At 36.2% G+C, this 22,658-nt stretch carries 13 protein-coding genes and 3 pseudogenes; 9 read left to right on the top strand and 7 right to left on the bottom strand.

Going from position 1 to position 22,658, the window contains the following annotated elements; genetic code table 11:
* Positions 1 to 119 precede the first annotated feature (119 nt).
* The 4 genes and pseudogenes from QUF99_RS01635 to QUF99_RS01620 form a co-directional block, all read left to right on the top strand.
* Positions 120 to 368, top strand: a pseudogene (locus QUF99_RS01635) (hypothetical protein); the annotation flags it as partial.
* A 65-nt stretch (positions 369 to 433) separates the two neighbouring features.
* On the top strand, positions 434 to 1,411 hold the full coding sequence (locus tag QUF99_RS01630; protein ID WP_289368305.1) for a SagB/ThcOx family dehydrogenase: 978 nt from the start codon (positions 434 to 436) through the stop codon (positions 1,409 to 1,411).
* A 33-nt stretch (positions 1,412 to 1,444) separates the two neighbouring features.
* Positions 1,445 to 8,455 (top strand): amino acid adenylation domain-containing protein, encoded by a 7,011-nt coding sequence (locus QUF99_RS01625; RefSeq protein WP_289368303.1) that lies wholly within the window; start codon positions 1,445 to 1,447, stop codon positions 8,453 to 8,455.
* A gap of 55 nt (positions 8,456 to 8,510) precedes the next feature.
* A complete protein-coding gene (locus QUF99_RS01620; protein WP_289368302.1) occupies positions 8,511 to 9,965 on the top strand; it encodes a pyridoxal phosphate-dependent decarboxylase family protein in 1,455 nt (484 codons plus the stop codon).
* A gap of 668 nt (positions 9,966 to 10,633) precedes the next feature.
* On the opposite strand, the gene QUF99_RS01615 is transcribed toward QUF99_RS01620, so the two are convergent.
* From QUF99_RS01615 to QUF99_RS01605, 3 genes are read right to left on the bottom strand one after another with little or no spacing between them, the layout of a single operon-like run.
* Positions 10,634 to 11,281 (bottom strand): ABC-2 transporter permease, encoded by a 648-nt coding sequence (locus QUF99_RS01615; protein ID WP_289368301.1) that lies wholly within the window; start codon positions 11,279 to 11,281, stop codon positions 10,634 to 10,636.
* Positions 11,271 to 12,137, bottom strand: a complete 867-nt coding sequence (locus QUF99_RS01610; protein ID WP_289368300.1) for an ABC transporter ATP-binding protein — start codon at positions 12,135 to 12,137, stop codon at positions 11,271 to 11,273. The genes QUF99_RS01615 and QUF99_RS01610 overlap by 11 nt, the downstream gene beginning before the upstream one ends.
* Positions 12,134 to 12,517, bottom strand: a complete 384-nt coding sequence (locus tag QUF99_RS01605; RefSeq protein WP_289368299.1) for a GntR family transcriptional regulator — start codon at positions 12,515 to 12,517, stop codon at positions 12,134 to 12,136. The genes QUF99_RS01610 and QUF99_RS01605 overlap by 4 nt, the downstream gene beginning before the upstream one ends.
* Positions 12,518 to 12,837: 320 nt before the next feature.
* Here QUF99_RS01605 and QUF99_RS01600 point away from each other — a divergent pair.
* Positions 12,838 to 14,000 (top strand): IS3 family transposase gene (locus tag QUF99_RS01600; protein ID WP_289368298.1). Its coding sequence is split into 2 segments (ribosomal slippage): positions 12,838 to 13,105 and positions 13,105 to 14,000, totalling 1,164 coding nucleotides; the frame shifts between segments, so codons are not numbered across the junction.
* 85 nt (positions 14,001 to 14,085) lie between these two features.
* Here the strand turns inward: QUF99_RS01600 and QUF99_RS01595 are convergent.
* The 4 genes and pseudogenes from QUF99_RS01595 to QUF99_RS01580 form a co-directional block, all read right to left on the bottom strand.
* Entirely contained in the window at positions 14,086 to 15,216 is a 1,131-nt protein-coding gene (locus tag QUF99_RS01595) for an MFS transporter (RefSeq protein WP_289368297.1), read from the bottom strand.
* A gap of 164 nt (positions 15,217 to 15,380) precedes the next feature.
* Positions 15,381 to 16,007 carry an FMN-dependent NADH-azoreductase gene (locus tag QUF99_RS01590; RefSeq protein ID WP_289368295.1) on the bottom strand — a complete coding sequence of 209 codons (627 nt, stop codon included), beginning with the start codon at positions 16,005 to 16,007 and terminating at the stop codon, positions 15,381 to 15,383.
* A 74-nt stretch (positions 16,008 to 16,081) separates the two neighbouring features.
* Positions 16,082 to 16,666, bottom strand: coding sequence for a DUF3238 domain-containing protein (locus QUF99_RS01585; RefSeq protein WP_289368294.1), 585 nt, complete (start codon positions 16,664 to 16,666; stop codon positions 16,082 to 16,084).
* Between the two features lie 129 nt (positions 16,667 to 16,795).
* Positions 16,796 to 17,360, bottom strand: a pseudogene (locus QUF99_RS01580) (DUF3238 domain-containing protein).
* A gap of 153 nt (positions 17,361 to 17,513) precedes the next feature.
* Here QUF99_RS01580 and QUF99_RS01575 point away from each other — a divergent pair.
* The 4 genes and pseudogenes from QUF99_RS01575 (at position 17,514) to QUF99_RS01560 (ending at position 22,588) form a co-directional block, all read left to right on the top strand.
* On the top strand, positions 17,514 to 17,987 hold the full coding sequence (locus QUF99_RS01575) for a MarR family winged helix-turn-helix transcriptional regulator (RefSeq protein ID WP_289368293.1): 474 nt from the start codon (positions 17,514 to 17,516) through the stop codon (positions 17,985 to 17,987).
* Positions 17,988 to 18,240: 253 nt separating this feature from the next.
* A pseudogene (locus tag QUF99_RS01570) lies at positions 18,241 to 19,671 on the top strand (IS4 family transposase).
* A gap of 237 nt (positions 19,672 to 19,908) precedes the next feature.
* The gene (locus QUF99_RS01565) at positions 19,909 to 21,339 is read left to right on the top strand and encodes an IS4 family transposase (RefSeq protein ID WP_289368096.1); all 1,431 of its coding nucleotides are present in this window, start codon (positions 19,909 to 19,911) and stop codon (positions 21,337 to 21,339) included.
* 394 nt (positions 21,340 to 21,733) lie between these two features.
* On the top strand, positions 21,734 to 22,588 hold the full coding sequence (locus QUF99_RS01560; RefSeq protein ID WP_289368291.1) for a MerR family transcriptional regulator: 855 nt from the start codon (positions 21,734 to 21,736) through the stop codon (positions 22,586 to 22,588).
* The last annotated feature ends 70 nt before the right edge of the window (positions 22,589 to 22,658 follow it).

Genomic DNA, 22,658 nt, shown 5'->3' with positions numbered 1-22,658 from the left:
TATCTGTATTATGTACGTCAACTATTTTGTTGACGTCTATCAATGGAATAGCTTCAGCTGAAACTGCAACAAATTCTAGTAAACTTGTAAGGCAATCAGTTTAAGCCGCTCCAACAGATGGGTGGTATCAAGATAATGGAAAGTGGTATTACTATAGGAATGGACTTGTGCAAAAAGATTGGCAATCTATTAATAATGCTTGGTACTATTTTGATTCATCAGGAATTATGCTAGTTGGTTGGCAATCCATTAAAGGGACTTGGTATTATTTCACACCCACAGCTGGTAGTGAACAAGGCCAAATGGTAACAGGATGGAAACTTATTAATGACAAATGGTATGAATTTCAACAATTATGTACTATATAAAGGTTGTTTTTTGTGGATTGGAAGATTGTATTTTTAAAATAAATTAACCTTTTATGGAGGGGAATATGAGCGAGCAAATTTATTATTGGTCTCCTATTAAGCATTGGGAGAAGTTGCATAATGAAGTTTTGATAGGGGAAACGAGATATACAGGAGTTATGTCTGAGTGGTTTCCTGAGTTTTATTTTCTTGCCCAAAAGGGAGTGACGATCAGTCAGCTATTAGAGCACTTTTCGTTAGGGAATGAAGAAGAGGCACAAAAAATAGTAGAACTTATGATAAAGAATCGGGTGTTAGTAAGTAACATATTACATCCAAGAGAAGTATTCTCCACACAAGAAAAAATTTTTCCGAATCCATATAGCGATCAGATTCGCTTCTCTAAAGATGATCTAGATAAGTATATCAGTGAACAATTAAATCGAATGCATCCTGCTGCGCGGTCAACTGGAATTCAACTTAAAACAAAAGATGAGCTTCCCGCCATGATCAGGGAGCGTAGATCTTGCCGCCAATTTGATATGAAAAATCCCGTACCTTTTTCAGAATTCGCGCAACTGTTTTCTACTTTCAAACAGAGGAAAGAAGAAAAAATCTACTACCATTACGCCAGTGCGGGTGGAGTTTATCCCATTGATATTTTTGTCTATATAAAACCGAAACGTGTAGAAGGTATGAAAGCTGGTTTTTATTATTATAGCCCATCAGAGAATAGTCTTTTGCTTGTAAACAACATTGACCAAGTAATCAAGAGTGATCATGAGATGATTAACCAGGAATTATTTACCCAGTCTGCCTTTTCGGTTTATCTAGTCTATAATGCGCGCGCTTCCATGCCTAAATATGGTTCAGATGGATATTTATTTGCTTGCATTGAATCAGGCATCATCACTGCTACGTTAAATATGGTGGCTGAGACATTAAACTTGGGAGTTTGTTCGGTTGGGCATATGGAATTTGAGGATATTCATCGCTTTTTAAGTTTGGATAACCATCAAGTATTTCTCCATGGGATTGAAGTTGGGTTAAAAATTAGCGAATAGATAGAAATTAATGTTAAGGAGCTGAAGATAAAAATGCATATCAAAGATCATAGTTCGATTCATGAGTATAAAGTGGCAGAATCGTTTTGGAAAGAGCAATTATCTTCCGGTGTACCCGATTTTTCGTTATTTAATAGCGATTATCAAATGAATAAAGACAATCCATGCGACCATGTTCAAGTCATAATGGATGCAGAGCTTAGTCAAATTTTACGAAAAATAAGTAAGTCACAGGATTTATTTTTATTTAGCTGGTTACAGGCAGCTTTAAGGGTTTGCTGGGTACATTATACAGACCAAGAAAGGATTACAATCGGGGTTCCTGTAATCGGAAAAGATCACGAACAAAGAGAGAATCTGAATGATTTGCTTCCTATAGGAACTGAAATCCATCCCCATCACTCCTTTAAGCAATTAGTGGAGCAGGTCCAACAAACGACTTTACTTGGTTATGAAAATCAGCACTATCCACTCTCTGAATTATTAGCGAAGCTCTATTCAACTCCATTTCAAATCGTTTTGGGGATGGAAGGATTACATAATAAGAGTTCAATAGAAGAATGCTCAGAGAATGAATTAGCCGTCTGGATACAAAGAAAATGGAATGAAAAACATAATGAATTTGAATTTCAAATTTCTTGCAAGTCTCATTCTCTTTTTCCTTTGCAACAGTTTGCCAAATCTTATCTTTATGTTTTAAAGCAAGTGTTGAGAAATCCTGATCTGGCTGTGAAAGATATCTGTATCATTTCGGAAGAAGAAAAAGAGTTGCTAGAAGGATTTAATCAAGTTCAGATGGGCATAGACTTGTCTCAAACATTTCAGGATTTGTTTGAGGAGCAAGTGTTGAAAACCCCAGATCAAATTGCTGTTATTTGTAATGATCAATCTTTGACATATAGAGAATTGAATAAGAAAGCAAATCAATTGGCTTCTGTTCTTCAAAGTAAGGGTGTATCCAAAGAAAGTATTGTTGGGGTTATGGTAGATCGATCATTGGAATTGATTATTGGCATGATGGGGATTTTAAAAGCCGGAGGGGCTTATCTACCAATCGATCCTCACTATCCTAGTGAACGAATTGAATATATGTTACAAGATAGTCAAGCAAAATGGTTACTGAGCAAGCGAACAGAGAAAGGATTGCCGCAATTTGCCGGTAAGGTGTTGTATCTTGATGAAGAACATCTCTTCCAAGGTGAAGAAAGCAATCTAGATCGAGAAAGTGAACCTAATGATCTGGCTTATATTATTTACACATCAGGATCAACAGGAAATCCAAAAGGCGTAATGGTGGAACAGAGATCCCTCGTCCATTTCTTAAGCATTATGAGAGAAAAGCTAAAAGATAATCAGTCGTTCTTGTTTCTTGCTAGTGTTTCTTTTGATATATCTATGTTAGAAACATGTATCCCTTTAACTCAAGGCTCGAAGGTAGTCATTGCTACAGAGGGACAGTTTGCAACAAAAGAATTGGCTCATTTGGTCAAAGAACATAAGGTGGATTTATGGGAATCGACCCCATCGCGAATGGAATTGATTTTGAGTGATCCAGAAGGGGCAGAGTTTCTAAGAGATTTAAAGGCCATTTTGTTAGCAGGAGAAGCATTTTCGATTGATTTGATTGAAAAAATTCGAAGCATCAGCGAAGCGAAAATTTTAAATATCTATGGTCCGACAGAAACAACCCTTTGTGCAGCAGCAAAAGATTTGAGTACTGCCAAAGAAGTGACGATCGGGAAACCTAACCCCAATTATCGTTCTTATGTATTGAATAAATATAGTCAAATGAAACCTTGGGGAATGCCGGGAGAGCTCTGTATTGCCGGAGTGGCGGTAGCTCGGGGTTATCTTGGTAAATCTAAATTGACAGATGAAAAATTTGTCCCGAATCCTTTTGTGGCGGGAGAAATAATGTATCGTACTGGTGATCTCGTCCGATGGTTACCTAATGGAGAACTTGATTATCTCGGTCGAATGGATCATCAGGTGAAAATACGGGGATATCGGATTGAATTAGGGGAAATCGAGGCTCAGCTAAAGAGACATCCAGAGATAAGCCGAGCTATTGTTGTTGATCAGGTAGATGGAAACAGAAAATTGTTAGCTGCTTACTATATATCGGATAAGAAGATCCCTTTTGAAGAGCTCAGAAAATATCTAAGCAATAAATTGCCTGAGTTTATGATTCCCGAAAAAATGATTCAGGTAAAAGAGATTCCACTGAATCCAAATGGGAAAGTGGATCGAAAAAGGTTGTTGGATTTAACTCAAACAGATCAAATATCCATCCCATATGTCGCCCCACGAAATCAAATCGAACAGAAATTGGTGCAAGCATGGGAAAAAGTGATGGAGATCGAGCGAATCGGTATTCATGATAACTTTTTTGCCTTAGGGGGAGAGTCGATTAAGGCACTACAAGTTATCAATTTATTAGGAAAAGACCATCTGAAAGTAAGTACAAGGGATATTTTTAAACATCCCACGATTGCTCAACTTAGTTCTTGTGTAGAAGTGGAGCAGAAAGAAGAAAGCCTAGATAAAACACCAACCCGTGTTAAAGATATGTCCAAGCCATTTTCCTTAACAGAAGTTCAGACAGCTTACATGTTAGGGCGTAATCCGCAGTTTGAATTAAGCGGCATTTCACCTCAATCGTATTATGAATATGAAACAAAATTGGATATCAATCGGCTTTCACAAAGTTTCCAAAAGGTAATTCAGCGCCATCCTATGTTACGAGCTGTGATCTTGCCAGAGGGAAAACAGCAAATCTTACAAGACGTTCCTGATTATCAGATTGCAATTGAAAATCTCATTGGTTTAGATGATGGGAAACAAAATGTTCGATTGCAAGAAGAACGTTCTCGAATGACCAACCATGTATTTCCTTTGGGGCAATGGCCTTTGTTTGAATTGAAAGCCTTTCTTTTAAAAGAAGACACTTATTTGTTATGTTTTCGATATGATGCTTTATTGATGGACGGGGCAAGCATGAACATCGTTGGACATGATTTGTTGCATTATTATCACAAACCAGATCAAAGATTGGAATCTCTTTCTTTTGATTTTCAAGATTACATGTTCATCTATGATGAAATGGAACAAAGCAAAGAATATAAAAAAGCAAAAGAGTATTGGACAAGCAAGCTGCCTGACTTTCCATTTGCTCCTTCTCTGCCGTTAAAAAAGGATCCAGCAGAGATTGCTACCCCTAACTTTCAATCACTTACTAAGATCTTGGACAAAGACAAATGGACGAAGTTACGGAAGCTGGCACAAGAGAAAGAAGTAACTCCTTCCGCCCTTCTTTGTACGATATATGGAGAAGTGTTGGCATATTGGAGTAATCAACGTCGATTGGCAATTAATCTGACTGTATTTAACCGTTATCCTGTTCATGAAGAAGTAGAGCAGATTGTGGGAGATTTCACGTCACTCATCTTGTTGGACGTGGATGTGAATCCAGAGCAATCTTTCTTTACCAGAGTGGAGCAAACTCAATCGACTTTGTTAGATGGACTTGAACATCGTCATTATGATGGAGTTAACTTTATTCGAGATTTTACTCGATATCACCAAATGAGACCAAAAGCAGTCATGCCAATTGTTTTCACCTCGATGCTAGCAGGCGCGGGTGCTTTTGCTTGGGAGCAGCTTGGCTCTCTCCGCCATATTCACGCTCGGACTCCACAAGTGTATTTGGATAATGTGGTAATTGAAAAAAATGGAGAGTTATTGATTAGCTGGAACTATGTAGAAGAATTGTTTGATGTTGATGTGATGGAAGCAATGTTTTCCCAATTTGTCGATCTGTTGGAACAATTGGTGAAACAAAGAGACGTAACCTCTTTGCAAGTGAAAAAATCGGATCAGACTTTAATTGAGCAGTACAATCAGACAACAGAAAAAATACCTTCCACTACGCTGTATCAATTGTTTGCAAACCAAGTACAACGTACACCAGATCAAGTGGCAGTGGTCTTTGAACAAGAGTGGTTGACTTACTTGGACCTTCATCAACGCTCCAATCAAGTTGCTCACTATTTGCAAGAACAAGGGATTGGTCTAGGTGACAGAGTTGGCCTTTTGGCACAGAGACGGGTAGATACGATTGTTAATATGATAGGGATATTAAAAGCGGGTGCTGCTTATGTACCAATCGATCCCGATCATCCACCAGATCGACAAACATATATCTTAGAAAATAGCTCATGCAAACTTTTGTTGGAACCTGGTCTTTATGAAGAGAAACATTTGTCATCATATGCAACCGAAGATCGGCCTACCATTGCTGGTCCGGAAGATCTTGCTTATATTATCTATACTTCAGGAAGTACCGGAAAACCAAAAGGAGTGATCATTACTCACCAAGCGGTTGCAAATACCATTCAAGATATCAATCAAAAATATCAGGTGAATGAAGACGATCGCATTATCGGTATCTCCTCCATGTGTTTTGACCTGTCTGTATACGATATTTTTGGAGTGTTAAGTACAGGTGCAATGTTGGTAATGATTCGTGATCCGAGAGACATGCAAGAACTGATTCGTACGGTCGAACGCAGAGGAATTACAATCTGGAATACAGTACCTAAAATCATGGATTTGGCATTGGATCAGGTAGGTTCTCATTTTGAAAATTCTTCCTTGCGTTTGGTCTTACTTAGTGGGGATTGGATTCCACTCCCTTTACCAGAAAAAATAAAACGACATTTCCCGATCGCGGAAGTAATTTCACTGGGAGGGGCAACAGAAGCATCAATTTGGTCGATTTATTATCCAGTCAAACAGGTGGAAGCACACTGGAACAGCATTCCATATGGGATGCCTTTGGCAAACCAAACGTATTATGTGCTGAACTACGATAAGAAAATGTGCCCAGTTGGTGTGATAGGTGATTTATATATTGGGGGAGTGGGTCTGGCCCAAGGATATTTAAATGATGAAGAGAAAACGAACGAAGTGTTTGTGTCACATCCAGACCTTGGTCTTATTTACAAAACAGGGGATTGTGGCAGGATACATCCCGAGGGGTATATTGAATTTTTAGGACGTCAAGATTACCAAGTCAAAATTCAAGGGTATCGAGTAGAGTTAGAAGAGATTGCCCATTGCCTTCTCACTTACAAACAAGTAGACCAAGCTGTAGTGATTGACCAGACAGATGAGAATGGGATAAAATCTTTAGTCGCATATGTGGTAACTGAGCAAGATATCAGTACAACAGAACTACGAAAACATTTGCGAGACCACTTGCCAGAGTACATGATCCCTTCTTATTTTGTTTATTTGGAGCGACTACCCTTGACCCCTAATGGAAAATTAGATCGAAAGGCGCTTCCTGCTCCGGAGAAACAAAAAAATGAGGTATATATTGCTCCAAAAACTGAAATGGAAAAAATATTGATCAGTGTATGGCAAGAAGTGCTCAAAGTAGACCAAATCGGAGTAAATGATCATTTCTTTGCCTTGGGTGGCGATTCGATTAAGGGCATTCAAGTTTCTGTACGACTTTATAGACAAGGATTTCAGTTAGAACCAAAAAATCTATTTGACTTCCCTGTATTAGGTGACATGGTTCATTTTGTTAAAAGACTAGACCATCCTTCACACTCACAAACAGATGATATAAACAAAAAGAAAGAAAATAAAGTTACATCACTGAATGTTAGAGATAAACAGCTTAATCAACATACGCTTTACAAAATACAAGAAAAAATGCCGGATATAAAAATAGAACGAATCTATCCATTGGCACCTTTCCAACAAGTTATTTATGAACATGCTGTAGCTGAACCTGATACCAAAGCGTATTTTGAACAAACGATTTGGACACTTGAGGGGAAGCTGGATGTAGATCTCTTTATTCAGTGTTTTCAACAATTAGTTGATCGTCATGATTCTCTAAGAACGATCATTGTGCAAGATGAACAAGAACAACCTTGGCAAGCTGTGTTACATGATGTTCAAATGATTTCAGAGGTACAAAGCTTGATTGAGATGACGAGACAAGAGCAGCAGGAATGCTTGGACCAGTGGATGAGTGAAAATTTAGATCGAGGATTCAATAATGCCGAACTCATGACCCGTCTCTGTGTATTTCAACTAGGGAATGCCGAGTATAAGGTGGTTTGGAGTGCCCATCATCTATTGTGTGATGGTTGGAGTGTCAGTATTTTATTAGACGAATTATTCCAACTCTATGAAGCAAAAAATGCGGGAACTACAGTGGAATTACCTCCAGCAAAACCTTTTCAAGCATTCATTGACTGGACTTTAGCGCAAGATCATGAGAAAGCACGCCATTTTTGGCGCGATTATTTATCAGGGTACAATCGGAAAATCAGCATTCCCAAAAAGAAAGTACCAACTCAAAGTAAAGGGTTAAGCTTCACATTTATGGATTTAACGTTAGATGAGGATCTGACCAATCAGTTACGGACATTTGTAACCAAACACCATGTAACCATGAATTCGGCTTTACTAGCTGTATGGGGTATATTGCTTGGCAAATACAATGGAACGAAAGAAGTAGTATTACCCAATCTGGTATCAGTCAGACCTCCCAAAGTGGAAGGGATTGAAAATATGTTTGGTCTGTTCACAAATGTTTTGCCTATCCGAGTAGCCTGGGCAGAAACGCAATCTTTTGTGGATCTCCTGCAAAAAGTTCAACAAGAAACATTGAAATGTAATGAGTATGCTTACTATTCATTTGTTGAGATTCAAAAACAAAGTGAGTTGAACGATCAGTTGACCGACCATCTTTGGGTGTTTGAAAACTATCCAACTAACCCATCCATTTTCTCTTCAAATGAGAACAGAAATTTTGCCATCACAGATTACCAAGTCGTTGATGAGCCTCATGTGAATTACGGAATTATGTGCTTCCCTGAAGAGAAACTTACAATGAAGTTTGGATATGATCAAAATATCTATGAAGCGGATCAAGTACAGGAAATATTGAATCACCTCCATACGTTAATTAAAACGATTGTTCATAATCCAACACAGACAATCGGTGATTACCAATTATAAAAAATGAAAAGGCGAGCAACAACTCGCCTTTTAAAATAGAATAGGAGTGAAACAAGTGACGGAAAACCTGCAGTTATCAGCCGAAGAGATGCGTCAGTTAGGATATCAAGCGGTTGATATGATCATTGATCATATGAATCATTTGAAAAGCAAACCAGTATCTGAAACGATTGATAGTGATATTCTCAGAAACAAGCTGACTGAATCAATCCCAGAAAACGGATCCGATCCGAAAGAGCTCCTTCATTTTCTTAATAGGAACGTGTTTAATCAGATTACCCATGTGGATCATCCTCATTTTATGGCTTTTGTGCCGGGTCCCAATAATTATGTTGGAGTAGTAGCAGATTTTTTAGCAAGTGGATTTAATGTATTTCCGACAGCTTGGATAGTAGGCGCAGGTGCTGAGCAAATCGAATTAACGACAATCAATTGGTTAAAATCGATGTTAGGATTCCCTGATTCGGCTGAAGGGCTATTTGTAAGCGGAGGTTCCATGGCTAATTTAACCGCGCTTAATGTGGCTAGACAGGTCAAGCTTAATAATGACATAGAAAATGCGGTTGTTTATTTTTCCGACCAGACTCATTTTTCTGTGGATCGGGCACTAAAAGTATTGGGTTTCAAACACCATCAAATTTGCCGAATCGAAACGGATGAACATTTACGAATTTCAGTCAGTGCTTTGAAAAAGCAAATAAAAGAAGATCGAACAAAAGGGAAAAAACCATTCTGTGTCATTGCTAATGCTGGAACAACTAATTGCGGAGCGGTTGATTCCCTCAATGAGTTGGCTGATCTTTGTAATGACGAAGATGTATGGCTACATGCGGATGGAGCCTATGGTGCCCCGGCAATTCTCAGTGAAAAAGGAAGTGCTTTGCTTCAAGGAATTCATCGTGTCGATTCCTTGACGTTGGACCCTCATAAATGGCTTTTTCAGCCTTATGATGTGGGCTGTGTACTCATTAGAAACAGCCAATACTTAAGCAAAACATTTCGTATGATCCCAGAGTATATCAAGGATACGGAAACCAATATAGAAGAAGAAATCAATTTTGGAGAACGTGGAATTGAACTTTCGCGCAGATTTAGGGCGTTAAAGGTGTGGCTGTCTTTTAAAGTGTTTGGAGTCGCAGCTTTTCGCCAGGCAATTGATCATGGCATCATGTTGGCTGAACAAGTTGAAGCGTTCTTAGGGAAAGCGAAAGATTGGGAGGTGGTAACACCTGCCCAGTTAGGAATTGTTACTTTTCGTTATATCCCTTGTGAATTAGCATCAACAGATACAATCAATGAAATAAACAAAAAACTGGTGGAAGAAATTACTCACAGAGGATTTGCTATGTTAAGTACGACCGAATTGAAAGAGAAAGTGGTTATTCGACTTTGTTCCATCAACCCAAGGACGACAACAGAAGAAATGCTCCAAATCATGATGAAAATCAAAGCATTGGCAGAGGAAGTAAGCACATCGTACAAACATCTTATCTCAGTTCCGCAACTTTGATATGCTGGGAAATCGTCAGGAAAATTTGCTTAGCGATGTAAATCCGCATTTTCCTGAAGCTACCCCTTGTTGGCATGGTGATTGTTTTACCTCTTTGCTTCATTTTCGCAACCCGATAACAATTTACTTGCACACAAAAAGCAAAAAACAAGTTAACGAAAAAGCGTATGTTCAGAAATCTGCGACATACGCTTTTTTGACGAAAATAAAGAATTGTTATGTCGAATGTTGCTTAGCTTATGTTTTCCGCGTTTTACTACCGGGACCCCATGCCCATCAAGCAAAGAAAACAGATTCTCCCCAAAACGAGATTTTTTTATTAGGGGTCACAACACATCGCTATCAAGCTAATATTTTGAAATACCCCCAAAGCGAAAATTTCACCTTTCCATAGCTATCTATAGGGATTCAGCCCATCGTTTTGAGGAACAATGAATTTCTTAGCCTGATGGCGATGGGGCAGTATCCTTTAATGAAAAGAGAAACTAAGAAGACTAATGATTTAAAGACTTAGTTTATTTCAATATCCATAAAATCTACTTAATTAAGAAAAAGGTACATCACAAGAGGGACTTAAATTTTTAAAAGGGATGGCTGAAAAGAAATGAATCTGTACGATACTACATATATTTCCTTTAACAACTATCCCTATTATATTTAAAATTTAATTATAAATCCTTTTTTGCATATATTTTCAGAGATATCACCATTGATATAAGACAAATAACTATTGAAATAAAACAAGGCATCCATGCCAGAACAATTGATGAAAATGGAAAGGTGGTTGTAAAACCAATGTGACTCGATTGAACTCCCTTTATAAGAGTAGGAGCGACAAAAGGTATTAAAAAGACAGTGAAAAATGATATAAGTTTTGTTTTGTCATAACCGAATTTAAATTGAACAGGAAGTAGTATACCAAATAAAATACTAAAAATTAAAAATGTTATTCCAAGAGCGTTTACGCTGAGTTTTTCTATACCTGATGGTATGATAACTGACGTAATAATACGGATGATGGAGACACAAATGAAAATTACAAAGAGAAAGAGATATTTTGCTTTTACAAATGCATTTCGTGTGTATGGAGTTGCACAAAGCAAAGCGGCCCCCTTGTACTGATCCTCAAATTTGGATAACGTACTAAACAAAATAAGCTCCATCACAATTACTGTTAAAAGAAAGCTAACAAGACCGCCATCGTTTAAATGTAGTTGTGTAGAAATGTAAATAGGAGCGATAGTAGCATAAACGAGTAAAATTAGAAAATATTTTTTGACTAGTATAAAGTCTTTCATTACAAGGTTAATTAACATGGTTATTACCTCCGATATATGAAAGCATAATATCCTCTAAAGTTGGTCTTTCCATCAATACATCAGGCATGAGTCGGCGTACATCATCTTTTTTATGAGTAATCCCCTCAAATCCGTAGTGAGATTGATGCAAATTTAAAAAAAGTTTTTTTGTTTGTTCATTAATTAATTGATTGTCTCCCTTTACCAATACATGTGTGTCTACTAACACATCTTTTTCCTCATTAACTAAAATTTTTCCATCATCGATTAAAATGATCATATCGGCAATTTTATCTAAATCAGAGGTAATATGAGTGGAAAAAAAGACGATTTTCCCTGGTTCCTTCATAAAATCTAGGAGAATATTCATTAATTCACTTCGTACCAATGGATCCAAACCACTTGTTGGTTCATCCATTATTAATAGGTCTGCGTGGTGGGATAGAGCCAATGCAACTGCAAATTTCATCCGCATACCTTTGGATAGGGTAGAAATTTTCTGTTCTAGATTTAAATTAAACTGTTTAATATAAGTTAAGAAAACCGGTTCATCCCAATCAGTATAGGAAGGGGCAATCACATTTTTCATTTCTTTCAATGTTAATTCATCATAGAAATATCCCTCATCCAGCACGATGCCAATGTTGTTTTTGGACTTTCTTTCATTTTTATCCATATCTTTTCCTAAAAAATTAATTTTTCCGGAATCTTTTAAAATGAGGCCAAGGATTGCTTTAATTGTTGTGGTTTTCCCGGAACCATTAGTTCCAATAAAACCTGTTATACAGTCTTTGTTAAGTGAAAAAGTAACATCTTTTAATGAAAAATTGTCGTAAGTTTTATTTAGATTATTCACTTCTAGCACAGCATTCATTTTTCATTATCCTCCTCTAAAATTAAGTCCAATATTGAATGGAGATCATCTGCATGAATTCCTATACTTCGAGCCATCTGACAAACTTCTGCGAGCTTGACTTCCACCATGCGGCGCTTAGATTCCATTAACAACTCTAGGTTTGTAGGTGCTACATAGGTACCTTTGCCAATCCTAGTAATAATAAAACCTTCTGCTTCTAGTTCTGCATAGACTCTTTTTGTGGTAAGTACACTTACATGTAAGTCGTTAGCTAATAAGCGGATTGATGGCAATTGTTCGCCTTCTTTTAACTCATTGTTAAATATTGATTCTTTAATCTGTTCCTTTATCTGTTGATATAAAGGCTGATTTGATACATTACTTAAGATTATTTTCATTAAACAACCTCTCAATCGATAAGTGTTATGTTATATGATACACAATATACACACCATACACAGTTAATATTATAAATTATAAAAAATGAATTAACAAGATATATTGTTACAAAAATCACCTAAATTTTAATTTTAGGGATACCCTTAACGAAGTCTTATAGGGGTCTCGTCACATCGCTATCAAGCTCAGATAAATTTATATCCATTAAACGAAAAAAACGCTATTCTTTTTGTATTGGAGTGAACCCTGAGAATGAGACGATAAAAAACACCTCTCTAAATCGTAAGTAAGTTATGATTTTAATGGAGGTGTTTTTCGCATGGGGAAAAAGACGCATTATCCCGCCGAAATAAAGTGGAAAGTAGTTGAAATGAAACACCAAGGATTCAAAAATAAAGAAATTATGGATGCCTTAGGAATTAAGCATGTGGCTCAAATTAAAACTTGGATGGAATGGTATCGTGAAGGTGAAGCCTATCGGTTTGAACAATCTATTGGAAGACAATCTGCACATGGAAAAGGCTTAAAAAAGTTAATAGAACTTGAACAAAAAGAATTAGAAATACGTTATTTAAAGGCAAAGATTATATTGCTGGAAAAGTGCCAAGAAACCTTAAGGAGGTGGGAGGAAAAGAAGAAATAATGAAAATGATAAAGGAATGGCAATCAATTTTTACAATTGCAGAACTGTGTTCCATATTTAATATTTCACGCGCTACTTATTATCGTTGGAAAAAGCACGAGAAGACAGTAACTAATCATGAAGAAAAAACCGTAATAGAAATATGTCAACATCATAAATATCGGTATGGATATCGTCGGGTTACAGCTTGTCTACGTAATCAATTTAACATTGTAATGAATCATAAAAAAGTATTACGTATCATGAGAAAATACAACGTATTATCTCGGGTTAGAAAAAAGAAGAAGATATTTGTGCTCGGTCATGAACCAGTGGTAGCTAAAAATAGAATACAACGGAGATTTAAAGCTACCAAGCCTAATGAAAAATGGTTCACTGATATCACGTATTTGATGTTCGGCAATAAGACTCTTTATTTTTCATCTATTATAGATGGGTTTAACAATGAAATTGTAAGTTATAAAATAGGTGAGACACAGGATGTTTCTCTTGTATTAGATACTCTAAAAGAGGCTTTAAGAAAGCGAAATGTGATTGATACGATTTTACATTCGGATCAAGGAAAAGTGTATACATCAAAACAATTTCAAACATATGCCAAAGAAAAAGGCATTATCACAAGCATGTCTCGTACAGGAAACTGCCATGATAATGCCCTCATAAAATCCTTTCATTCTCATTTGAAATCCGAAGGATTCTATGCGCAAAATATAAAACAATCGAATAATGCTAGTATAATACAAACTGTGGATGAATACATCCACTACTATAATAATGAACGGATTCAGAGAAAATTAGATAACATGTCACCTATAGGTTATAGGAAACATGTTGTCTAGGTGTTTTTTCTTTGTCTCACCAAATGGGGTCAGACCACTGTATATTTCTACAAAAAGAATAGCGCTTTTTTCGTAAATTTAAAAGTTATGTTAGCGTCTTTTTTACAAACAAAATAAAAATTAACAGACTAACAAACCCAGAGATAGCACAAACAATAAATAGCATTTGATATCCCATGAGTTGTGAAACAAATCCTAGAAGAATGGATCCTAAACCAATCCCTAAATCAAAAGCAGTAAAAAATGTAGCGTTCGCTATTCCTCTTTTCTCTGGTGAAGCTAATCGTATCATGGCTACTTGAAGAGCAGGTTGTGCTGATCCGAATCCAATCCCATACAAAATAGCTGTAATAACTAGTCCAACAATCCCATTTGTCATTGCTAGAACTAATAGTGCGGATATCAGTGTAAACAGCGCAGGAATAATAATGATTCCTTCTCCATATTTATCGGATACCTTCCCGGCAAATGGTCTAACTACTGTAAGTGTGACAGCATAAACTAAGAAAAAAGTACCAGCATTAACTTGAATTTTTGCCGCAAACAGTGGTAAAAATGTTGTAATGCCACCAAAAGTAAGAGATAGGAAAAATGTAACAATAGCGATTGGTAAGAGTGTTTTTTCAAAAAATGATATTGGTTTTTTTGATGCATGTTGAATTGCTGGTATTTTTGTACCAAGTGCAAGTATGAATGCAACAAGTGCTAATCCTGTACATAGAAGAAATAGATAATGGAATGAAAATGATTTTATTACCCAAAGACCTAATACTGGTCCTAAAGCCATACCTAAAGTCATGGCAAGTCCATACCATCCCATTCCTTCTCCGCGACGAGATTGTGGAATCACATCAGTCACAGCTGTTCCGATCGAAGTTGTAGCAATTGCCCAGCTGATTCCATGAAGGATACGTAATACCACTAAAAATATAACTCCTGTTACCCAATCATAAAAATACATTGTAATTGCAAAAAATAGTAGTCCGCTTATTATAAATAATCGTCGACCATATCGATCCATTAATCCTCCAATAATAGGACGTAAAATGACTGCCGATATTGTAAACACTCCTATAATAAATCCAACTTGAGATTCACTTCCACCTAATTGTTTAATAAAAATAGGTAGTGTTGGCATGAGTAAATAAAAACCACTAAATAGTAATAATGCTGTAATGGTCAGCATTATATAGTTTTTTGTCCATAAACGTTCCATCGTAATGTAATCCTGCTTTCTATCGTTTAATAAGTTGAGAATGGAAAGCTCGCATCAATTGGGTCCTTACTGCCCAATTGATGCGAGCTAAGCGAATAAAAAAGCAGTACCACCCGCTATAAAAGTGTTGGTACTGCCATATAGAGTGACAAGTGTTTTGTTAATTAGAACGTACTTGCTACTTTATTCGCTTTTTCAAGCCCTGCAGCAATAATTTCTTCTGCTTTATCTGGGAATTGGTAGTGACCTTCAATTACTATTTTTTCTATATCTTTTGCACCGAAGAATCCCATCATACTTGCTACATATTTAACAGCCATTTCCATTGGGGCTTTTGGTCCTTCAGAATATACACCGCCACTTGCGTTTAATAATGCAATTTTCTTATTTCCAATAAGACCTACTGGACCTTCTGACGTATATTTAAATGTTTTTCCCGCGCGGTTTAAGTAATCAATATATGTGTGTAGTACAGCTGGGATTGTTAAATTCCATAATGGGAAACCAAAAACAACTTTATCAGCTGCAAGGAATTGATCTAAATATTTATCAGCAACAGCAACAGCCGTTGCTTCTTCTACTGTTAAATCAAATCCTCTACTAGACTTAAATGTGCCGTTAATCATATCTACTCCTACATATGGCAATTCCTCATTGTATAAATCAAGCTCTACTACTGTCTCATTTGGATGAGATTCTTTATAACTTGCTAAAAAAGCATAATATAATTTTACGCTAACTGCTTGATCTGCTGGACGATTGTTTGCTTTTACAAATAAAACTGTTGTCATTCTCTTTTCCTCCTGTTACTCACTCTTTTATGTTGTTATATATTTATTTAATAAAAAGGGTATTATATTGTTCTTTATAATATCTTTTTAAAACTATACTCCATGTCTCCACCTAGAGCTTCAGCTGTATCACCAGTTTCTCTGAAGTCATGTGTATGAATTTTCTCAAACTGACCAAAATTTACTTGCTTATAAAATTCATAACAAGGGAATCCATCATGTGCACCTTCAATATCGACAGTACCATCTTTTTGGACATGTACAGTTAATAGGTAGTCAACAGGAGGTGCATATACATTTAATGGGTTGCTAGCACTTGCACTCATTTTAAATTTGACGTCATTTGACTCCCATACAACATCAGTGCACAAAATATTTTCCGTACTAGCTTTTCCTGTTCTCTTATTAACGGAACCATCAGGAGTTGTGATTCTTTCTGTTGTTATGCCGGTATTCGCATATGTGAAAATTTCTTTTTTATAAAAATCTACAACTACTTCTTGTTCAATTCTGGAACGCATAGCGTTTACAGCATAAGGTGTAAATTCACGTGAGTCACCTTCGAATTGAATCATGTTTCCTGTTTGAATATCTTTCTTAGGTTCAGTCCAAGACATTGGAATAAATACACTTGCTCTAACTTTAACGATATTAGTCATGAGACACACCTCTGCAATTCTTAATTTTATTTTGGGTAATAATAATATTGACCCATTGAGCAAAACAGATCGCAATTTCTTTCGTATAAATAATTTTGCTGCTTGTAAACTTCTATTCAGTATTTATATCTAGATTGTCGTTTTAAAACTGTATTCCATTTCCCCAGCTAGCGCTGCTGGAGTGTCACCAGTTTTTCTGAAATCATGTGTATATATTAATTCAAATGGACCAAAATCTGTTTGTTTATAAAATTCATAGCAGGGGAACCCATCATGTGCACCTTCAATATGTGCAACCCCACTTTTGTTAACGTGTATAGTTAATACATAGTCAGCTGCAGGTGCTGCTGTATTTAAAGGATTGCTGGCACTTGCACTCATTTTAAAAGAAACTTCATCAGTACCCCACACAACATTAGTGCATACAATATTTTCTGTGCTTGTTCTCCCTTTTTTATACTCGATAGAACCATCTGGATTTGTAATTTTCACAGTTACGATACAAGCATTTGCATGTGAAAAAATTTCTTTTTTATAAAAATCAATAATCACTTCTTGCTCTAATCTTGACCGCATTGTGTTTACAGCATAAGGTGTAAATTCACGTGCATCACCAGTATATAGGATCTTTAATAGGTTCTAACCAAGCATACGGGGCAAACACACTTCCTCTAATTTTCACGATGTTAGCCATGAGAAACCTCCATAATTTATTAATTTTTGTTTCGTTGAATCCCTTATATCTCTTATAACTAATTATAGTCAATTTGATTGACTATATGCCATATAGTACAATGGAAATCAGATATAGTCAACCGTGTTGACTTTATTTAAGGAGGTTTTATGTATGAGTCATCAAGTATTTAGTGAATTGGACCTTACGTCACTTTTGTCATTATCCTTTAGCTCATCAATCAATGAACTACATGACAAATTGAGTGAATTGGGATTTGGAGATATTAGACCTGTACATGGTTTTATGTTTAAATGCATCACTCCTAATGGAGCGATAGGTATAGAACTAGCCGAATATTTAGGAATTACAAAGCAAGCTGTGAGTAAAATGGTGGATTATCTTGAGAAAAGTGGTTATGTAATGCGCAAAGCTCATCCAACTGATAAGAGAGGGAAAATTATTGTTTTGACCGAAAAAGGTTGGCTAGTAGTGCAAGCAAAAGAGAAGATACTAACTGAAATTGAACAACGTTGGATTGAAAACATAGGCGCTGAACGAATGCAAATGCTCAAGGAAGATTTAACAAAGTTAGTTTATGAAGCAAATGAAGGTAAATCATCATCGAGGTTAAGACCTGTCTGGTAAATAATGAGTTTATAAAAGGGGACTAACCGTGCACCCATTAACTTAAGAAACAGATAATCCCCCAAACGATAAAAGTAAGCATTTTTCTATCCAAATGGAAACAAAATTTTCGTTATAGGGTTATCTCAAAATATTAGCTTGATAGCGATGGGGTGGGACCCCACATCCATCAACTTAAGGATTTGGACTATTCTTGAAGTTAAAAGCACGTTACCATTCTCTTATATTAATGAGAAAGGGTGACGTGCTTTTTATGAATATGCATCAAAAACAAGAGTTGTCTTTATTTGCCGAAGAGTTATATCGATATATGTCTCCCGCTACACTTAATCAATTGGCTATAGAAGCAGGCGGCATGAAATGAAAACGTAAATGCCACGGGCATCATTTTTTATCTTTGTGTGTATGGTTAAATCAACAGGTCGCTACTACCTCTCTTACTCAACTTTGTAGTCAATTAGAAACTTCAACAGGAGTTTTATTAAGTCCGGAGGGACTTAATCGACGATTTAATTCGGCTTCTGTAGCCTTCTTTCGAACTGTATTTACTACACTTCTACAAGCTAAAATTGGAGGGTTATCTAAGATTTCTCATTCTCTTTCTGCTTACTTTGAGCGCATTCGTATCCTTGATTCTACAACCTTTCAAGTTCCAGATCGATTCGCATCTACTTATCCTGGTGCCGGAGGATGCAGTCATAAAGCTGGTGTAAAAATTCAACTAGAGTATGACTTATTGAGTGGAGAATTTTCTGATGTGAAAATTGAACCAGGAAAACGGAGTGATCAGGCGTATGGTGCGACTCGAACAGGTATGATACAAAAGAATGAACTATATATTCGTGACCTAGGATATTTTCGTTTACAAGACTTTAAGTCTATCCAAGATAAGCAAGGATATTATTTATCACGTCTTAAATTACCAACTAAAATATATAGAAAAGAATTCGAAACAGTGGTATTTAAAACAAAACCCGCTCAATTGAGACCAGTATATATACAAGTTTATCTGGAAGATATCATGAAAGAATTACAACCTGGCCAAGTGTATGAGTTACATGATGTATATGTAGGGAGTAAAGACAAGCTTCCTACTCGTATTGTGGTTTATAGATGTACGGAGGAGCAAACACAGAAACGCCTACGTGATCGATCTATTCGTGAAAAGAAAAAGGGGATTACATATACAGATCGTACGAAGCTTTTACAAGGAATTACGGTATATATGACAAACATTCCTTCGGAATGGGTACCAAAAGAGAAAATCTATGATTTATATTCACTGCGTTGGCAAATTGAGCTGTTATTTAAAATATGGAAATCTTGGTTTCAAATTCATCGTTGTAAATCTATAAAACAAGAGCGGCTAGAATGTCACCTTTATGGACAACTCATTAGTATCCTATTATGTTCTTCTACTATGTTTAAAATGAGAGAACTCCTGTTACGTAAGAAACAGAAAGAGCTAAGTGAATATAAAGCGATGTACATGATTAAAGGTTATTTCTTACTGTTTCATCAAGCATTACAAAAAAACACCCAAGAATTATCAAAGATTCTCCTTCGTCTGTTTAACCTCCTACAGCGAAACGGACGAAAATCCCACAGATATGAGAAAAAAACGGTCTTTGATATTTTGGGTGTTGTTTATGAGTATACCACTTCCATTCATCAGGTAGCATAATTATAGTGAAAAAATTGTAACCCGTCAGGGTTTATTTGATATGCCTACTTTTAGGATATCTATAAAAAATAATGAAAAACTACATGGAAAGATCCGCCTTTGTATAAACATATACCTTAAGTTGATGGATGTGGGGTGGGACCCCATCGCTATCAAGCTAACAAAACAAAATTCCCCCTAAAATGAAAAAATACGCTATTCTTTCTGTAGAATCATAGGAAAGGATGGCGTTTTTGTATGTCAATTTCTGTATCTGATGAATTACAACTATTTGCTCAAGAAATTCAAAGCTTTTTATCCCCTAATATCTTACGAAATCTTGCTAGAGATGTTGGCTTTGTGCAACGAACAAGTAAGTACCAAGCCAAAGATTTAGTCGCTTTATGTGTATGGATGAGTCAAAATGTCGCTACGACTTCTTTAACTCAGCTATCTAGCTGTTTAGAAGCGTCAACAGAAGTTCTCATCAGTCCTGAGGGACTAAATCAACGATTTAATAAAGCGGCCGTTCAATTTTTGCAACACATATTAGCCGAACTTCTAAACCAAAAATTAGCCTCATTTATACCGATTTCTTCTCCATTCACTTCTGTTTTCAAGCGTATTCGGATCCTGGATTCCACCGCATTTCAACTTCCAGATATCTTTTCATTCGTTTATCCAGGTGCAGGAGGCTGCAGTCATACAGCTGGGATGAAAATTCAACTTGAGTATGACCTGTTAAGCGGACAGTTCCTACATATTCATACAGGTCCAGGTAAACAACATGATCGAACCTACGGTTCTCTGTGTGTCCCAACTATAACAGCGAATGATTTATGTATCCGAGATTTAGGTTATTTTCATTTGAAAGATCTTCAACATATACAAGATAAAAAAGCTTACTATATCTCTCGTATCAAGTCGAATACACGTATTTATCAAAAAAATTCCAACCCTGATTACTTTCAAGATGGAAGAATTAAGAAAGGTACAGAGTATATACAGATAGATATGGAGGTCTTAATGAACTCTCTTCAGCCAGGACAAACATGTGAAATATCCGAAGCCTATGTAGGAATGACTGATAAAGTACCAACTCGTGTGATTGTACATCGACTAACAAAAGAACAACAAAAAAAACGATTACAAGATCAAGCTGTAAGAGAAAAGAAGAAAGGAATGAAGTATTCTCCTCGTAGTAAACGACTCAGTGGTATCAATGTATATATGACAAATACCCCTACAGATATTGTCCCGATGGGACAAGTACATGATTGGTATTCTTTACGTTGGCAAATCGAAATTTTATTTAAAACGTGGAAATCATTCTTTCACATTCATCATTGTAAAAAGATAAAACGAGAACGATTGGAATGCCATTTGTATGGGCAACTGATTGCCATTCTACTCTGTTCCTCTATTATGTTTCAAATGCGGAAGTTACTTCTCATAAAAAAGAAACAAGAGCTGAGTGAATATAAAGCCATATATATGATTAAAGACTATTTTTTTCTTCTGTTTCGAGCAATGCAAAAAGACACCCAAGGATTATCAAAGATTCTTCTTCGTCTGTTTAACCTCCTACAGCGAAACGGACGGAAATCTCATCGATACAAGAAGAAAACAGTCTTTGATATATTAGGTGTCGTTTACAATTGTACCATGTCGGACAATCAAGCAGCTTAATAAAAAAAGTGAAACCCGTTAGGGTTTATTTGATATGCAAAATTCCCAATGATCTACACTGATTTTTAGAAAAAGAAAAAATTTTCTTCTGAAACTGACCTTTCCTAACCTTAGCTTGATAGCGATGGGGTGGGACCCCTAAAAGAAAGAACCAACTGAAAATATTAAGAGCGTGTTTTGATCAATCTTTTTTTCAAAACACGCTCTTTTCTATGATCGTTAATCAAGGTTATTAGTATCAATTTGATCAAAATTTATTTAAAAGCAACACGAAAATCAATAAGAATCTCAAGTGGAAAGTTGAAGTGTCAGATTGATTTGTTTATGATTTATAATGGGATTTATTTGAGCAAATTGTTTAGAAATAAATGTCGTTTGGAAAAGGGGCTTTGCTATGTATACCATTGGAAGATTTTCAAATCTGTGCGATGTACCTGTGAAAACAATTCGTTACTATAGTGACATTGGTTTACTCGAACCTTCTTATGTAGATCCCGAGACGAGCTATCGTTACTATGACTACGATAAGATGAAAGAGCTAAAAACTATCCTAGTGCTTAAAGACTGCCAGTTTTCGTTAAACGAAATTGAGCAAGCTTTAAAAGGTAAAGATATGAAAGATCTGGATGTAAGATTAAAGAAAAAAACAGAAGAGTTAAAGTACCAGCAAGAACAAATCATCAAGCAAATTAACAACATCCAGCAAATAAAGAAGTTCATAAAGAATGATGAAACATTCATTCCTGAGCCCACTCTGTCAAGTTGTTACATAGAGGAGCGAAAAGATATACAGGTTGTGTCTATTCGCAAAACAATAAACATGTTTGAAATGGACACACTCGTTAAAATGTTGTTTGAAAGGATATATGCATATCAGTTTAATATGGATGGGGAGCTACTAGCTATTTTTCATCAAAAAGACTGGAGACAAAAGAAAGCAGATGTTGAATTACTTTTACCCGTAAAAGTCGAGAAAAATGAGGAGTATCTTACGATATTGCCTGGAGGAATGTATGCATGTGTCAATGTAAAAGGGCCGTATTCAGAACTTCACTATGGTTACAATCGTTTAAAGGCATGGGTGGCAGAACAATCCCTTCATGTTGAAGGAAAGTATATGGAACAGTACTTAAAGGGACTCGTCCCATCCAAAGTAGTGAATCCAATAAATATTAAACCGAACAATGAGATACATCCCAATGATTTTTTGACAAAAGTGTTTGTAAAGGTAACAACGCCGAATAATTGAATAACGAATTGAGGTTAACTCTCTAGTTACTGGAGGGTTTATTCTGTTTATAGCAAGGTATATATGTCTT

Origin of the sequence: Bacillus sp. DX4.1, from assembly GCF_030348195.1 — a bacterium.
In the GTDB taxonomy this organism is placed as follows: domain Bacteria; phylum Bacillota; class Bacilli; order Bacillales; family Bacillaceae_G; genus Bacillus_A.
Note: the sequence above shows the minus strand (reverse complement) of the source record. Positions and strands in the feature narration are given on the sequence as shown.

Coding starts and splice junctions, on each gene's coding strand:
- QUF99_RS01595 (WP_289368297.1), bottom strand. CDS start 15,216: ATGGAACGTTTATGGACAAAAAACTATATAATGCTGACCATTACAGCA.
- QUF99_RS01585 (WP_289368294.1), bottom strand. CDS start 16,666: ATGACTAATATCGTTAAAGTTAGAGCAAGTGTATTTATTCCAATGTCT.
- QUF99_RS01610 (WP_289368300.1), bottom strand. CDS start 12,137: ATGAATGCTGTGCTAGAAGTGAATAATCTAAATAAAACTTACGACAAT.
- QUF99_RS01605 (WP_289368299.1), bottom strand. CDS start 12,517: ATGAAAATAATCTTAAGTAATGTATCAAATCAGCCTTTATATCAACAG.
- QUF99_RS01560 (WP_289368291.1), top strand. CDS start 21,734: ATGTATACCATTGGAAGATTTTCAAATCTGTGCGATGTACCTGTGAAA.
- QUF99_RS01565 (WP_289368096.1), top strand. CDS start 19,909: ATGTCAATTTCTGTATCTGATGAATTACAACTATTTGCTCAAGAAATT.
- QUF99_RS01630 (WP_289368305.1), top strand. CDS start 434: ATGAGCGAGCAAATTTATTATTGGTCTCCTATTAAGCATTGGGAGAAG.
- QUF99_RS01590 (WP_289368295.1), bottom strand. CDS start 16,007: ATGACAACAGTTTTATTTGTAAAAGCAAACAATCGTCCAGCAGATCAA.
- QUF99_RS01625 (WP_289368303.1), top strand. CDS start 1,445: ATGCATATCAAAGATCATAGTTCGATTCATGAGTATAAAGTGGCAGAA.
- QUF99_RS01575 (WP_289368293.1), top strand. CDS start 17,514: ATGAGTCATCAAGTATTTAGTGAATTGGACCTTACGTCACTTTTGTCA.
- QUF99_RS01615 (WP_289368301.1), bottom strand. CDS start 11,281: ATGTTAATTAACCTTGTAATGAAAGACTTTATACTAGTCAAAAAATAT.